Origin of the sequence: Mesorhizobium sp. C089B, from assembly GCF_030323125.1 — a bacterium.
Classification (GTDB): Bacteria; Pseudomonadota; Alphaproteobacteria; order Rhizobiales; family Rhizobiaceae; genus Mesorhizobium.
Map to the genome: position 1 here is coordinate 249,056 of NZ_CP100469.1, position 13,554 is coordinate 262,609.

The 13,554-nt window shown below is 64.5% G+C and carries 12 protein-coding genes and 2 pseudogenes; 4 read left to right on the forward strand and 10 right to left on the reverse strand.

Annotated features, from left to right (window positions below; translation table 11 throughout):
* Window positions 1-27: 27 nt before the first annotated feature.
* Entirely contained in the window at window positions 28-2,250 is a 2,223-nt protein-coding gene (locus NLY44_RS01175; protein ID WP_023805676.1) for an AMP-binding protein, read from the reverse strand.
* 200 nt (window positions 2,251-2,450) lie between these two features.
* Between NLY44_RS01175 and NLY44_RS01180 the strand changes: the two genes are divergently transcribed.
* A complete protein-coding gene (locus NLY44_RS01180) occupies window positions 2,451-2,939 on the forward strand; it encodes an Xre family toxin-antitoxin system antitoxin (RefSeq protein ID WP_023727360.1) in 489 nt (162 codons plus the stop codon).
* Entirely contained in the window at window positions 2,936-3,442 is a 507-nt protein-coding gene (locus tag NLY44_RS01185) for an RES family NAD+ phosphorylase (protein ID WP_023805675.1), read from the forward strand. Before NLY44_RS01180 ends, NLY44_RS01185 begins: the two co-directional genes overlap by 4 nt.
* Window positions 3,443-3,445: 3 nt before the next feature.
* Here NLY44_RS01185 and NLY44_RS01190 read toward each other — a convergent pair whose 3' ends face one another.
* The gene (locus NLY44_RS01190) at window positions 3,446-3,856 is read right to left on the reverse strand and encodes a tautomerase family protein (RefSeq protein WP_023693979.1); all 411 of its coding nucleotides are present in this window, start codon (window positions 3,854-3,856) and stop codon (window positions 3,446-3,448) included.
* 112 nt (window positions 3,857-3,968) lie between these two features.
* Here NLY44_RS01190 and NLY44_RS01195 point away from each other — a divergent pair, with 112 nt between their 5' ends.
* On the forward strand, window positions 3,969-4,832 hold the full coding sequence (locus tag NLY44_RS01195) for a LysR substrate-binding domain-containing protein (RefSeq protein WP_023805674.1): 864 nt from the start codon (window positions 3,969-3,971) through the stop codon (window positions 4,830-4,832).
* A 134-nt stretch (window positions 4,833-4,966) separates the two neighbouring features.
* On the opposite strand, the pseudogene NLY44_RS01200 reads toward NLY44_RS01195, so the two are convergent.
* The 3 genes and pseudogenes from NLY44_RS01200 to NLY44_RS01210 form a co-directional block, all read right to left on the reverse strand.
* A pseudogene (locus tag NLY44_RS01200) lies at window positions 4,967-5,874 on the reverse strand (DMT family transporter).
* Between the two features lie 51 nt (window positions 5,875-5,925).
* Window positions 5,926-6,812, reverse strand: a pseudogene (locus NLY44_RS01205) (DMT family transporter).
* A 149-nt stretch (window positions 6,813-6,961) separates the two neighbouring features.
* Window positions 6,962-8,467: a S10 family peptidase gene (locus NLY44_RS01210; RefSeq protein ID WP_023805671.1), complete on the reverse strand. Its 1,506-nt coding sequence runs from the start codon at window positions 8,465-8,467 to the stop codon at window positions 6,962-6,964.
* 292 nt (window positions 8,468-8,759) lie between these two features.
* Between NLY44_RS01210 and NLY44_RS01215 the strand changes: the two genes are divergently transcribed.
* Window positions 8,760-9,266 (forward strand): OsmC family protein, encoded by a 507-nt coding sequence (locus tag NLY44_RS01215; protein ID WP_023731453.1) that lies wholly within the window; start codon window positions 8,760-8,762, stop codon window positions 9,264-9,266.
* 153 nt (window positions 9,267-9,419) lie between these two features.
* Here NLY44_RS01215 and NLY44_RS01220 read toward each other — a convergent pair whose 3' ends face one another.
* From NLY44_RS01220 to NLY44_RS01240, 5 genes are all read right to left on the reverse strand, one after another.
* Window positions 9,420-9,641 carry a hypothetical protein gene (locus NLY44_RS01220; protein ID WP_023689120.1) on the reverse strand — a complete coding sequence of 74 codons (222 nt, stop codon included), beginning with the start codon at window positions 9,639-9,641 and terminating at the stop codon, window positions 9,420-9,422.
* A gap of 136 nt (window positions 9,642-9,777) precedes the next feature.
* Window positions 9,778-10,407 carry a hypothetical protein gene (locus NLY44_RS01225; RefSeq protein WP_023805670.1) on the reverse strand — a complete coding sequence of 210 codons (630 nt, stop codon included), beginning with the start codon at window positions 10,405-10,407 and terminating at the stop codon, window positions 9,778-9,780.
* A 77-nt stretch (window positions 10,408-10,484) separates the two neighbouring features.
* Complete coding sequence (locus tag NLY44_RS01230) at window positions 10,485-11,240, reverse strand: SDR family NAD(P)-dependent oxidoreductase (RefSeq protein WP_023672713.1); 756 nt, start codon at window positions 11,238-11,240, stop codon at window positions 10,485-10,487.
* 30 nt (window positions 11,241-11,270) lie between these two features.
* Window positions 11,271-12,752 carry an amidophosphoribosyltransferase gene (gene purF, locus NLY44_RS01235; RefSeq protein ID WP_023672714.1) on the reverse strand — a complete coding sequence of 494 codons (1,482 nt, stop codon included), beginning with the start codon at window positions 12,750-12,752 and terminating at the stop codon, window positions 11,271-11,273.
* A gap of 108 nt (window positions 12,753-12,860) precedes the next feature.
* A complete protein-coding gene (locus NLY44_RS01240) occupies window positions 12,861-13,526 on the reverse strand; it encodes a CvpA family protein (RefSeq protein WP_023672715.1) in 666 nt (221 codons plus the stop codon).
* Window positions 13,527-13,554 lie beyond the last annotated feature (28 nt).

The window sequence follows — 13,554 nt, forward strand, 5'->3', positions numbered from 1 at the left end:
CCATCTCCCCTCAAGGAGGGAGATACGCTAAGCCGCCAGGCCCAGCCCCAGCTTCTCGATCGCCAGGTTCCGCGTCGAGACATAATCCGTCTTGCCGGAACCCAGCACCGGGATCTCCTCGACCTTGACGATGTCGTTGGGCACCATCAGTTCGGCCGCACCTGCCTTCTTGCCGAAGGCGCGCAGTTCTTCCGGATCGGCGTCGTCGGCGGTGGTGACCAGCACGATGCGCTCGCCCCGCCTCTTGTCCGGCACCGCCACCGCGGCGTGGCGCTCTTCCGGCCACAGCGACTGCACCAGCATCTCGACGGCGCCCAACGACACCATCTCGCCAGCGATCTTGGCGAAGCGTTTTGCCCGGCCGCGAATGGTGATGAAGCCTTCGCGGTCGACCGAGACGATGTCGCCGGTGTCGTGCCAGCCGTCCAGCGGCTGCAATTCGCCGGGCCGGTCAGCGGTCATGTAGCCCATCATCAAATTCGGCCCGTCGAGCCACAGGCGGCCGGCACCCTCGATACCCTCGACCGGTTCGAGCTTCATGCGCATCGCCGGCAACAGCCGTCCGACCGTGCCGTCGCGACCATGGATGGCGGTGTTGACGGCGACGACGGGAGCGGCCTCCGTCAATCCGAACCCCTCGATGATCGAGGCATCGAAGCGCTCGCGATAAACGCGCCGCGTCTCCGGCTTCACCGCTTCCGCGCCGGCGACGACGAAGCGCAGGCTGGAGAAATCGCCATCCTTGGCGGTGCGGGCATAGTTGGCGAGGAAAGTGTCGGTGCCGAACATGATGGTCGGCTTCACCTTGCGGGCGATCTCCGGGATGATCTTGTAGTGCAGCGGTGACGGGTAGAGGAACAGTTTTACCCCGGTCACCAGCGGCAGGATGGTACCGCCGGTCAGGCCGAAAGAGTGAAAAACCGGCAGCACGTTGAGCAGGATGTCGGACGGCGAAATGGTAATGCGCGCCTCAGCCTGCATGGCGTTGGCGTGGAGATTGCGATGCGACAGCACCACGGCCTTGGGCGTGCCTTCCGAGCCTGAGGTGAACAGGATTGCGGCGGGCTTGGCCGCATCCTGCCGCTGCAGCGGGAACCGCCAGAGCACCGCTGCTGCGAGCTTTTCCAGCGTCGTGACGCTTGCGCGCACATCCTCCAGCCACAGCATCTTGGCGCCGCCGGCCTCGACCGCGGCGATGATGTCGGCAAGCGCCGCCTTTTCGACGAACGCGCGCGAGGAAACCACCGTTCGGATAACTGCGGTGCGGACCGCGGCCGTGACGCTGGCCGGCCCTGCCGTGTAGTTGATCATCGCCGCTACCCGGCCGGCCGAGAGCAGGCCGACGAAGGACAGCACCACGCCATTGGCGTTGGGCAGCAAAACCCCGACCGCTTCGCCGGGCGCCGCCACCGCCTCGAAACGGCGGCCGAGCACGCGTGCGCCGATGAACATTTTTCGATAGCTGAGCGAGCCGCTGATCACATCCTCGATGATCGGATGCGAGGCGCCGGTGCGATCCGCGGCATCGCGCATGGCCAGGAACAGGCCGCGATCGAGGTTGCTGCCATAAAGGCGCGCCTCGGCGATGCGGTCGAACAACGCATTGGTGTTGGAAGCCTGGTCGGGGTTGCGCGCCACCAGTTCGGCAATCGTCATTGGCTCCAGCACGCTGATCGAGAGTTTTGGGAACCAGTGGCGCGGCGCCCGGTTCTTTGGCGTCAAGGAAACCGGCAGGTCGCGCGAGCCGGTGACGAAGATCGGCACGATGCGGGCGTCGGCCTGCATGGCGATGCGGGTGACGGCGCGGAACAGGCGAAACGTCTTCACATCGGGCTCGACGTCATCGGGCAGATAGACGGCAAGCCGGCCTTTACCCTTCAGCACCCTGACCAGCCGCCGGCTGACGAAGAGATGCTCGGCGTTGAAGGCGATGGTGCGGCCAAGCTCGCGCCAAGGCTCCATCCAGGGCGAGCGCGCCGAGGCCTCGTCGAGAATGTGCAGCGTGTCGTCGGGCAGCAGCGACAGCATCAGCGCCGGCTCGAAGCGTGACTGGTGCGAGACCACATAGATCACCGGCGTCGGCGCGTTGCGGGCAATGCGGATGCGCCGGTCATCGATCCGGTAGGCGAGCTTGAACGGCACATAGAGTAGCGCCTGGGTAAAGCGCAGGTCGAGACGAAACGTCTCGATAGCGCCAATCAGCAGCCAGGCCAGCACGAGGCCTGCAAGCAGCGCCAGTGTCAGGATCATGCCGCGTCTCTCCCAACGGTCCGGTATGCGGCTCTTCGTCCGCTTCGAGAGCAGAGGGTAGCGCAATGGGGAGCAAGGTCAATGCGCGGGTGCGAGGGAGCGGTGTTCCACCTGACCTCACCAGGCAATGACCCAAACGCAGGCCTTGAAATGTTGCGACACGTGTCGTAAATAAAAGCGACACGTGACGGAGAGGTAATATGGCCAGTTCCCCGCTGGGTTTTGCCGAGGCACCACATATGGAGCCGGAGTTCGAACGAATGGTCGACCTGTTTGGTGGACGGAAGGTTCTTGGATTCTCGGTAGCCAGTCCTCTTGAGGCACATGAAATGATCCTGCATGGAATTCCGGGCCAGGCGCTCGAAAGCCTCGTCCGGCATCTGATGGTCATTGATCCCGCCGATGCGTTTGAGACCGCATTCGGCATGAGCGAGCGGACATTTCAGCGGCACAAATCGGATCACTCCAAGACCCTCAGTCGGGAGCAAGGTTCCAGAACCTGGAACTTCGCCAAGCTCCTGACAAAGGCCACGTCCGTGCTCGGGACTCAGGAAGACGCGGAAAAATGGATGATCGAGTCTGCCATGGGTTTGGACAATCGCCGGCCGATCGATCTGCTGGCCACGGCGGCGGGCACTGCGCTTGTGCAGGAGTTTCTTGAGCGGCTCGACTATGGTGTCTACGCGTGACGCCTTTGCCGGGCTCCCTCGGAACAGGGCAGTTGTTGGGCTGGAGGCTTGATCACAGACGCTTCATGGCGAGCTGGGACAGTGGCGAAGGAGCCTTCAAGCTTGGGGGAAGGTGGAACAGCAAAGGGATCAGAGCCGTATATGCGTCCATCGACCCATCGACCGCCATCTTGGAGGTGGCGGTCCACAAGGGGTTTCGCACGCTGGATACTGTCCCTCACGTGCTGACGGCATTCGACATCGTCGATCCATCAGAGATTTATGTGGTCCAAACCGACGATATTCCGAACGCGAACTGGCTGCGTCCCGGCATCCCGGGCGCGGGACAGCAGCAGTTCGGCGATGGTCTGCTGGCAAAGCATCCGTTCTTTCTGATCCCCAGCGCGGTATCCCAGCACAGCTGGAACCTGGTGTTCGATCCCAACCGGGCGGCAGGCCTTTATAGCTTGCATCTCCGGGAGGATTTCGCGCTTGATACAAGGCTTCATCCTCCCGCTGGGTAGCAATCAGGCCGTGGCCTTCAGCCGCCCACTGATGAACCGGAACTCCTGCGACTTGCCGCCATAACCGTATGCCGCGGCCGGGACTTCATGCACGAAGGCATAGCTTTCCTCGTGCACACCACCCAGCAACTTACCGAAGGCCTCAAAGATCGCCTTCAGATAGGCTTCCAGCTCCAGCTTGGTGTTGGTGCCGTCGACCACCTTGATGTCGAGCCAGAAAGTATTGGCGCCGTGCTCGGCCAGCGACTTGCCGCCGGCGAACCAGTGCTGCGGGTCGATATAGGTGACAGCGACGGCAGTGATCGTCGGGTCCTTGCGCAGATGGGTTGCGGTCAGGCCGGTGATTTCCTTGGCGATTGTGGCGGACAGCTTGGCGTCGGGCTTGCCAGTGACGCTGATGTTGATGATGGGCATTTTTCTCTCCTTCGTTTGAGCGGCGTCTGTTTGCCGTTGGAGAGACAATGCCACCATCTTTGGGTCAGAAAAATCGAATTGTCTCGAACATAAGGTTCTGTATTATCGAAGTATGCAAGCTCTCGATCCCGATCTGCTCAAAACCTTCCTTGCCTTTGTCGATGGCGGCTCGCTGGCTCAGGCTGCGTCTGTTGTCGGCCGCTCGCCCTCGGCGGTGACCGCGCAGATGCAGCGCCTGGAGGAGATCGTCGGCGAACCGCTGCTGGTGGCGCAGGGGCGCGGGCGCGGGCTGACGCCGGCCGGCGAGGATCTTGTCGGTCATGCCCGCCGCATTCTTGCCGTGCACAGCGAGGCCTGGCTGGCGCTCAAGGGCGCGCGTGCCGCTGGTCGCGTCGCCATCGGCACGACACAGGATTTCGCCGATAGCGGCCTGCCGCAGCTGCTGCGCGCGTTCGCGACCAGCCATCCGCGCGTCAGGGTCGAACTCCGCGTCGGCCGTTCGGCCGAGCTTGGCGAGGCGCTGCAGGCCGGGCAGCTCGATCTGGCCGTTGTCATGCGCAAGACGCCGGCCAATGACGAAGTCGGGCTGTTCAGTGAGCCGATGCTGTGGCTGTGCTCGCAAAAAGGGCTTGCCGTGCGGGAAGAGGAATTGCCGCTGGCGCTGCTCGACCCCTATTGCGGCTTTCGCGAAGCAGCACTCGCGGCCCTCGATGCTGCCGGCCGCCGCTACCGCATTGCCGCCGGCAGCGCCAGCCTTGCCGGCTTGCGCACGGCGGTCAATGCCGGCATCGCGCTGACCTTGCGCACCGCCCGCTTTGCCCATTCAGGCATTGCCGAAGCACCGCGCGAATTCGCCCTGCCGCCGGTGCCGACAGCGCAATTCGCGATAAAACTCGGCCAGGGCGCCGAGCGGCCGGCGCGCGATCTTGCCATCCTGCTCAGCGACAACCTCGCCTTGCCCGGCTTTGCCGGCTGATGTCCAAAGAAAAAGCCGACCTTTACGGTCGGCTTTGAGGAGGACGGGTCGAGGGGTTTGGGGGGACTTGGGGGGTGACCCGTCGCACATAAAACTGCCTGATCCGCATGATGGTTCCATGACTTGGAAAATAATTATTGGGTTGCCGCACTTTTTCTCGCGGCCAGCCAGTCGCGCCCCGCATGGGCGAAAACCGCGCACTGTACTATGGCGCCGCCGATCAGGCTGGCGGCCGGCGCGATCTCGCCGAGGAACAGGAAGGCGAACAGGATCGCAAACGGCACTTCGGCGGCACCGAGAAGGCCGGACTCAGGCGCAGGGATCAGCCGCGAGCCTTCCGTCCACAGGATCGACGCCGCCGCAAACGATCCTCCGAAGGCGACGAGCAGCACGGCGTCGCGAGCAGAAATCGCCAGGGGTCGGTGACGAACCAGCCGAGCACGAACAGCAGAAGCGCCGAGACTGCGCCCGCCCACACCACCGGCGTGTCGCGGAAGGCGCGCACCATGATCATGTAGAGCGCGCTGCCGGCGGTCATCAGCAGCGCGAGCCCATCGCCAAACAGATGACCGCTGCCGAAGCCGGAGCCGACCATGATCGCCACGCCGCACAGCGAAACGGCGGCGGCGGCAAGCGTCTGCGCCCGGAACGGCTCGCGCACCAGCACGAAGGCGAGCAGCGCGGTGATGAAGGGCGCGGTGGCGTAGATGACCGCGACATTGGCGACATAGGTGAATTTGAACGCCGAGATGAAGGCGATGCTGGCCGCGGCGCCCTCGAGGGCCAGCAACCAGCCGCGCCAGCCAAGCCGCAAGCTTTCCCGCCCGCCGGAGCGGCGCCGGCGCCACAGCACATAGAAGGTGATCAGGATCGCGCCGACAAAGCCGCGCCAGCAAGTGATGGTCAGCGGGTCGGCGTGGATCGATTTGGTCAGCACGCCGGTGAGGGCGAAGAAAGCCGCCGAGGCCGCCACCAGCATGATGCCGAGCGTACGCTCGGCAGCGGTATCTGTGGTGCCTGGGCCGTCGAGCGCTTCCGTCATCTCAGCAGCCTATCCGTCTTCTCCTGCCACCATGCTGTCAGCACGGGGTACTCATAGCCGCTTGCGGAAATGCTCGTTGCCGATGATCAGCAGGCCGGCGCCGACGATCAACGCCGCCCCCAGAAACACCTCGCGACGCGGCACGTCGCCCCAGATCGCAAAGCCGAGCCCGAAGGCCCAGACCAATGAGGTGTATTCGAACGGCGCCACGATCGACACCGGCGCCCGCTTCATGCCTTCGAACAGCATAAATTGCGCCACGCCGCCGAGCGCGCCGACGCTGATCAAAAGCAGCAACTGGCGCCAGTCCGGCATCTGCCAGACCAACAGCGCCGGCACCGTGGAAAACACCAGGAAGTAGAAATTGTTGAGCACAAGCTGGATCAGCGTGCGCTCGGCCAGCGCCGTCTTGCGCAACAGCACCACGGCAATGCCCACAGCGCTGCCGCAGCCAGTACCAAGAGCATCGGCACGGACAAGCCGAGACGAGTGGGATCACAGGCGATGAAGACGCCGACGAAGCCGATGAACACCGCCAGCCAGCGCAACAGCGGCACCTTTTCGCCAAGCATCACCACCGACAGCACGGTGACGATGATCGGGGCGGCGTAATAGATGGTGGTGAGTTCGGCCAGCTGCAGGGAGCGGGCCGCGTTGTAGTAGCAGAGCCAGGCGCCGAGCGTGAAGGCGCTGCGCACCAGCATCGGCCGCACGATGGGCGAGCGCATTGTGTCGGCAAAGACGCGCGGTCCGCCGATTGCAGCACAGCCGATAAGCACAGCGATCGAGCGGAAGAACATGATCTGCCAGACGCTGATGCCGACGACCAGAAGCTTGATCGCTGCGTCCTGGGTCGAAAACAGGAAATAGGCGCAGCCGGTGAACAGGATGCCGGCAAGCACCCTTTCGCGGGTTTCCAGAATGGCAATATCGGCCATGCGGCGTGTCCGGCGCTGTCAAGAGGACGAAGAAGAAGCCTGCCCCAATCAGGCTCCCATTGCAGGCTATACGGGCGAAAGCCTGCGGGGCGCTACGCCAGTGGCAAGCTTGCGTTGGCGCAGCCTGGCCGACAGCGTGGGCACGCCGTTCACTGTGTTGCCTGGTAGAGCTCCGAAGCGGCCTCCTTCAGGGCGCGCCGGCCGCCCGGCCTGAGATACATCATGTGGCCGCCTTCGACGACGTCGAGACGGATGGGTTTTGCCCCGCCCAGCGTCGGGATTTGGCTCACCAGATAGCGTGAGGCCAGATAGGGAGTGACCAGATCGGTGTCGCCGTTGACGATCACCACGCCGAGCCCCGGGTTGAGCGAGCGCGCCCGCTGCAGATCGTCCATCACCCCGGCATAGCCTTGCCGCGAGCCGCCATAGTCCCAGGCGTGGGTCACATCGCCATTGAGCAACCTGTAGCTGACATCGGTGCGAAAATTCAGCTCGTCGCGCGCATAACCGACAAAGGCCGAGGTCAGCGCCGGCACGCTGCGGTCGAGCACCGGATCCGGGCCGGCGCTGCGGGCGCTCTCCGGGGCGATGTCGCTGGTGGCGATGGTGCCGTCATACGGGCTGAGCACTTTGCCACTGGCGCGCTGGAATTCGCGCGCGAACAGGCCGGTCGGGATGCGGGCGAAATTGCGCTGCACGAGGTCGAGCGGCAGGCCGGTGATCTCGGCCACGCGCTGGCTGGCCAGCCGCCCGCCCTGTTCCAGCCCGCCGGTCAGAGCCGTGAGGTAGTCGCCCAGCGCATACTTTTCGACCTCGGCGAGCTTTTCGCGCAGTGCTTCGCCGCTGAAGCCTTCGCTGCGCAGGCGCACCGCCGCCAGCGAGGGCAGTTCCAGCGCCCAATGCAGTGGCTGGAATTCGTCGGGCAGCACCAGCGTGAACTCCAGTGCAGGCGAGATCAGTACGATGCCGTTGGGGCTCAGGCCGACATCTTCCTGCAGGGTCCTGGCGAGAAGTGCCGCGCGGAACCCGCCATAGCTTTCGCCGGCGAGGAAGAGCGGCGATCCGGTGCGGCCGTTCTGGGCGAGATAGAGCCGGATGAAAGCGCCGATCGAACTGGCGTCCTGGCTGACGCCCCAAAAATCTTTCGTGTCCTGGCCGGGGGCCTCGCGGCTGTAGCCGGTGCCGACCGGATCGACGAAGACGAGGTCGGTCATGTCGAGCCAACTGTCGGGATTGTCGATCAGCTTTTGCGGCGGCGGCAGGAATTGGCCATCGGCGCCGGTCGCGACGACACGCGGGCCGAGTGCGCCGAGATGCAGATAGGCGGATGCCGCGCCCGGGCCGCCATTGAAGACGAAGGTGATGGGGCGAGCCTTCTCCGCGCCCGCCAGTGGCGGCAGCGTATAGGCGACATAGAAGATTTCCGCGGTGACCTCGCCCTTGCCGGATAGCAGCGACAGCGTGCCGGCCTTAGCCTGATAGTCCAGCTTGCGCCCGGCAATGGTGATTGAATGGCTGGTCGTCTGCGGTGCCGGCAGCAGCGACAGCACGCCGCCGGCAGGGGCGGGGCGCTCGGGCGTTTCGGCGAGGACTGGCTGCGCGAAGGCTGCAAGCACCAACAGGGTAAGCGAGATCAGTTTCAGCTTGAACGGCATGATGTCTCCGCGGGAATGACTCTGCTTAGGTATGGCTGGGGCGGTCGAAGTCAAAGTAACTCTTCGTGAGGTAGCATTCCTTCAGCCCCCCTCTGTCCTGCCGGACATTTCCCCTACAGGGGTGGAGATTGGATGTCGCGACCGCCTTCGCTAATCGCCGGCGTAGAAAGCGCTATCGGCGAAGCGGCCATCTCCCCCCGTGCGGGGGAGATGGCCGGCAGGCCAGAGGGGGGCGCTGTCTCGCCGGCATATCAGTGCTATCAAAGTGCGAAGGACCTGAAAGGAATGCAACATGGATGCCACCGCACTCAAAGCCATGCAGGCGCCGATCAAGGAGGCTTATCGCGACGATTCCTCGCGAGCGCTGATCACGCTTCGCGCCAAAGGCTCCATCGACGACCAGTCGATTGCCTGCAAGGTCGAGACGGGCAGGGCGCTGGCGGTCGCCGGCCTGCATCCGGCGACCGGCGGTTCCGGGCTCGAATTGTGTTCGGGCGATATGCTTTTGGAGGCGCTGGTGGCGTGCGCCGGCGTGACGCTGAAGGCAGTGGCGACGGCGCTGGAATTCAGGCTTGGCGCAGCCACCGTCGAGGCCGAAGGCGATCTCGACTTTCGTGGCACGCTGGGCGTGGCCAAGGACGCCCCCGTGGGCTTTCGCGCCATCCGGCTGAATTTCAACCTCGACACCGATGAGCCGCAGGACCGCATCGATTCGCTCATCAAGCTGACTGAACGCTATTGCGTGGTCTTCCAGACCATCAACAGCAAGCCGGAGCTGACGGTGAAGGCGCGCGCCTGATCTCCCCCCTTGAGGGGGAGATGTCGCCGAAGGCGACAGAGGGGGTCGGGCCGACTGGACGCGACGCCCTTTGTGCGGAAGGAGGTTGGCACTCTACGCGAGGCGACCCCCTCTGGCCTGCCGGCCATCTCCCCCTCGAGGGGGGAGACTACGCTACTGCGCCGCCGGCTCTTCCGCATCACCCTCATCGGTGAAAGGCGAGGCGCTCGGCACGCAGTTGACCGCCCAGCCGGCCGGCGTCGGCTGCTTCTGATATTCGGTAATCGCGTTTGTGCACTGTTCGCGGGTGTCGAAGGTGCTGGGCAGCACCACCATGCCGCCTTGCGGGCCGGCGATCACCAGGTACCAGACCAATGCTACGCTGGGAGCAGCCATGGGAATTCCTCGCTTTGCTGGGTGTCGGAGTCGGGTCGACCCTAGCAACTCCCGGCTGATGGCGAAAGCAGGGCGAGGGGGGAGGGACCTGCCGGATCATCACAGACCCGTGAACGAACCGCTCCCCAGACGTCTCTCAGTTCGTCGCAAAGCAGTAGAACAGGCCGTCGCCGCCGGTGCCTTTCAGCGCCTCCTGGCTGCAGCCGCCGCGCGAGGCATGCGAGGAGTTCCAGGATTTCGCCGCCGCCGACTCGTCAAGGCCGGTGCGGTCGTGGTGGCCCATCATCGCCGCGCCCTCCGCCCCGCTCAAGGTCCAGTCGCCGCAGGTCTGGTCGGCGATCTTGGTGCCGTCGGGCTTCGAGCCGGTCAATATGTCGTGCCGGTTCGGCTTGTCGCCGCGGCCGTTGACCACCTCGCCCTTTTCGTTGAGCGCCGTCTGCTTGGTGATGGCGTTGGCGTCGCTGTGCAGCGAGGCGACGTCATCGGCAATCTTCTCGCCCTTGGCGTTGACCCAGGGACCCTTGCCGATACGGTCGCGCGCATCGACATTGGCGCTCGAGAGATAGGCGTGCCATTCCTTGCCGGTAACCCCAGCCGCTTCCGCCAGCGAGGCGCAATGCGCGTCGGCACCCTTGAGACCGCCGAGATCGGCGCCCTTGCCGGAACCGACGCTGGTGACGAAGAAACTCATCTTTGCGTCTTGCGCCAGCGCCACGCCGGCTGTGGCGGCAATCGCGGCGGCGGCAACGAGAAGAAGTCTACGCATGTCGGTCCTCCTGTTTCGAATGTCCTACATTCGAAGAAACGTAACTGGAGGCCTGTTTAATCCCGCTACAACCCGGTTTATTCCGGCTGCCGGTAGGCGACGAAGCGGTTGTTCTTGACCTGGAAGATCAGCCCCGTCTCTTTCATCTCGGGGCTCGCCAGCGGCACGATGCGTTTTGCCACCTCTGACGGGTGCGGCAGCGTTTCCGGATCCTCGCCGGGCGCGGCCTGCGCACGCATGGCGGTGCGGGTGGCGCCGGGGTCGACCGCATTGATGCGGAGCGGCAGGCTCTGCGTCTCATGCGCCCAGGAACGCGTCATGGCTTCCACAGCCGCCTTCGACGCCGCATAGGGCGCCCAGAAGGCGCGCGCCGAATGCGCGGCCCCGGACGACATGAGAATGGCGCGGCCGGCGTCGGACAGCCTGAGCAGCGGGTCGACCGAGCGGATCAGCCGCCAGGTCGAGGTGACATTGATGGTCATAACCTTCTCGAAGGTTTTGGCCTCGACATGGCCGATCGGCGAGATGACGCCGAGCACACCGGCATTGGCCACCAGAATGTCGAGCTTGCCCCAGCGCTCGTGAATGGCGCCGCCCAGCCGGTCGATGCCGGCCATGTCTGAGAGGTCGAGAGGCACCAACGTCGCTTCGCCCTTGCCGGTTTTCGCGCGCTCGGCCTTGATCTGGTCGTCGAGTTCTTCCAGCCCGCCGACGGTCCGGGCTACCGCAATGACATGGGCGCCAGCGGCGGCAAGTTCCTTGGCGATGAAGTAGCCGATGCCGCGCGAGGCGCCGGTAACGACCGCGACGCGGCCGGAGAGGTCGAGGGTCATGCGAGCGCTTTCAAGGATAGCAGTTGGGCTTTACGCCCCGTTGTTCGCCAGCAGCGACAGCGTGCGCACATTGTCGTGACCTTCGAAGTCGAGCAGGCGGGTCGGGTACTGGCCGGTGAAACAGGCGTCGCAGAATTGCGGCTGCTCATTGTCGCGGCTGGCTTCGCCGACGGCGCGGTAGAGCCCGTCAATGGTGAGGAAGCCGAGCGAATCGACACGGATGAACTCGGCCATTTCCTCGATCGACATGCGCGATGCCAAAAGCTTCGACTTCTCCGGCGTGTCGACGCCGTAGAAGCACGACGCGCTGGTCGGCGGCGAGGCGATGCGCATATGCACTTCCTTGGCGCCGGCGTCGCGCACCATCTGCACGATTTTCTGGCTGGTGGTGCCGCGCACGATCGAATCGTCGACCAACACCACGCGCTTGCCCTCGATCATCCGGCGGTTGGCGTTGTGCTTGAGCTTGACGCCCATATGGCGGATCGAATCGCCGGGCTGGATGAAGGTTCGGCCGACATAGTGGTTGCGGATGATACCGAGTTCGAAGGGGATGCCTGCCGCCTGGGAGAAGCCGATTGCCGCCGGCGTGCCGGAATCCGGCACCGGCACGACGATATCGGCCTCGACCGGGCTTTCCTGCGCCAATTCGGCGCCGATACGCTTGCGCACTTCGTAGACATTGCGGCCTTCGACCGAGGAGTCCGGGCGGGCGAAATAGACATATTCGAAGATGCAGAAGCGGGTCTTCTGCGGCTCGAAGGGGAACAGGCTCTCGATGCCCTTCGAGGTCACCACGACCATTTCGCCGGGCTTCAGGTCGCGCACGAAGCGGGCGCCGATAATGTCGAGCGCGCAGGTTTCGGAGGCCAGGATCCAGGCGCCGTCCAGGTCGCCGAGCACCAGCGGGCGGATGCCGAGCGGATCGCGGCAGCCGATCATCTTCTTGGAGGTCATCGCGACCAGCGAGAAAGCGCCTTCGACCTGACGCACGGCGTCGATGAAGCGCGAATTCAAATCGCGTTCCTTACTGGTGGCAACGAGATGCAGCAGCGTCTCGGTGTCGGAGGTCGACGAGAAGATCGCGCCCTGCTTCTGCAGCGCGCGCTGCACGGTCATGGCGTTGGTGAGATTGCCGTTATGGGCGACGGCAAAGCCGCCATCGGCGAGTTCGGCGAAGAAGGGCTGGATGTTGCGCATGCCGGCGCCGCCGGTCGTGGCATAGCGCGTGTGGCCGATGGCACGGTTGCCTTGCAGGCTGTCGATGACGTGCTGCTTGGTGAAGGTGTCGCCGATCAGGCCGACATGGCGTTCGACATGGAACTGCGTGCCGTCATAGGAGACGATGCCGGCCGCTTCCTGGCCGCGATGCTGCAGCGCATGCAGGCCTAGCGTTACGATGGCCGCAGCGTCCTGCCGGCCGAAAATGCCGAACACCCCGCATTCGTCGTGGAAATGATCGTCTGCTTCGGCGGAAAGCACGTCGTCCGCGTCTGCCTTCGAAACTGCCATGGGGCTCAAGCTCCGCTAAAATGGCCATATAGTGCGATAGCGCCGCGAAAGCAACGTAGTCAGGCCGGAACTGCCGGGATGGCGCCTGTCCGGCACCATCCGTCCGTATCAGTTTGCCGGCGCGGCCGGAGCCGGAGCAGCGGGCGCGGGTGCGTTATCGGCCGGAGCGTCGGTCTCGTCGTCGGGCGCCGGCGTATCGTCACCGGTTGCCGGAGCATCCGCCGCCGGTGCGTCGGCCGCCGGAGGCGTCTCGGCTGCCGGCTGATTCGGATTGAGCTTCTTCAGGATGGCGTTTTCCGGATCTTCGGGCAGCAGGCTTTCCAGCTTGGCGCCGATGGTCTCGAGCAGCGGCTTCGACTTGGCGTTGGCGATCCAGGCAGGGGCCTTGGCGCCGGCCAGCCAGTTGAAGAACAGTAGCGCCACGGCGACTACGAGGACGCCGCGCGCGGCGCCATAGAGGAAGCCCAGCGTACGGTCGAGCGCGCCGATCCTGGAATCGATGATCCAGTCGGCAAGCTTCATGGTGATGACGGAAACGACGATCAGCGCGATGAGGAAGACGATGCCGGCGGATGCCGCCATGGCGATCTTGTCGCTTTCGACATAGGGCTGAACGTAAGGCAGCACCGGCTTGTAGAAGAAGAATGCCGCCGCGGCGGCAGCCGCCCAGGACACGACGGACAGGATTTCGCGTGACAGGCCGCGAACCATGGCGAGCATCGCCGAGACCAGGGTGAAGCCGACGAGAATTCCGTCCAGCAGCGTAATCGGCATGTCTTTCGCCCCACTCAGATTGTCTTTT

Bases quoted from the DNA above. Each gene is read 5' to 3' on its own strand.
- NLY44_RS01210 (WP_023805671.1), bottom strand. From the start codon at position 8,467: ATGCCGTTCAAGCTGAAACTGATCTCGCTTACCCTGTTGGTGCTTGCA.
- purF (WP_023672714.1), bottom strand. From the start codon at position 12,752: ATGGCAGTTTCGAAGGCAGACGCGGACGACGTGCTTTCCGCCGAAGCA.
- NLY44_RS01225 (WP_023805670.1), bottom strand. From the start codon at position 10,407: ATGCGTAGACTTCTTCTCGTTGCCGCCGCCGCGATTGCCGCCACAGCC.
- NLY44_RS01240 (WP_023672715.1), bottom strand. From the start codon at position 13,526: ATGCCGATTACGCTGCTGGACGGAATTCTCGTCGGCTTCACCCTGGTC.
- NLY44_RS01180 (WP_023727360.1), top strand. From the start codon at position 2,451: ATGGCCAGTTCCCCGCTGGGTTTTGCCGAGGCACCACATATGGAGCCG.
- NLY44_RS01195 (WP_023805674.1), top strand. From the start codon at position 3,969: ATGCAAGCTCTCGATCCCGATCTGCTCAAAACCTTCCTTGCCTTTGTC.
- NLY44_RS01215 (WP_023731453.1), top strand. From the start codon at position 8,760: ATGGATGCCACCGCACTCAAAGCCATGCAGGCGCCGATCAAGGAGGCT.
- NLY44_RS01230 (WP_023672713.1), bottom strand. From the start codon at position 11,240: ATGACCCTCGACCTCTCCGGCCGCGTCGCGGTCGTTACCGGCGCCTCG.
- NLY44_RS01220 (WP_023689120.1), bottom strand. From the start codon at position 9,641: ATGGCTGCTCCCAGCGTAGCATTGGTCTGGTACCTGGTGATCGCCGGC.
- NLY44_RS01190 (WP_023693979.1), bottom strand. From the start codon at position 3,856: ATGCCCATCATCAACATCAGCGTCACTGGCAAGCCCGACGCCAAGCTG.
- NLY44_RS01175 (WP_023805676.1), bottom strand. From the start codon at position 2,250: ATGATCCTGACACTGGCGCTGCTTGCAGGCCTCGTGCTGGCCTGGCTG.